Origin of the sequence: Flavobacterium psychroterrae (genome assembly GCF_018380615.1) — a bacterium.
Classification (GTDB): Bacteria; Bacteroidota; Bacteroidia; order Flavobacteriales; family Flavobacteriaceae; genus Flavobacterium; species Flavobacterium psychroterrae.
The window spans coordinates 1-277 of record NZ_JAGYVZ010000096.1 but is presented as its reverse complement, the minus strand read 5'-3'; the positions used below and the strand labels follow the sequence as shown (position 1 = coordinate 277).

The 277-nt window shown below is 49.1% G+C and carries 1 protein-coding gene; it reads right to left on the bottom strand.

The features are described from left to right. A partial coding sequence (locus KHA90_RS25215; protein ID WP_213308304.1) for a condensation domain-containing protein occupies positions 1–277 on the bottom strand: 277 nt, incomplete at both ends.

The following is a 277-nucleotide window of genomic DNA, read 5'->3' as shown; positions in this document are numbered from 1 at the left end:
TCAGGCTGTCTCCGTTGTAAGTCTGCATTAAAGGTCGGCTCTGGAAAGACGGAAGGTCCAGTACAGGCAAACTGCCCTTGAATTGTTCCTGCCAGTATAGGGCTGAGGAACTGCTCTTTTGCTGTTGCTGTTCGCTCTCCAGCCATGCTCCGTAATCCTTGTATTGGATATCAAGCACCGGCAAAGCTGCTGCTGACGAATCAACAAGGCTATTGTAAAGTTGTACGATCTCTGAGAGCAATAGCTCCATCGACCAGCCATCGGCTATAATATGGTG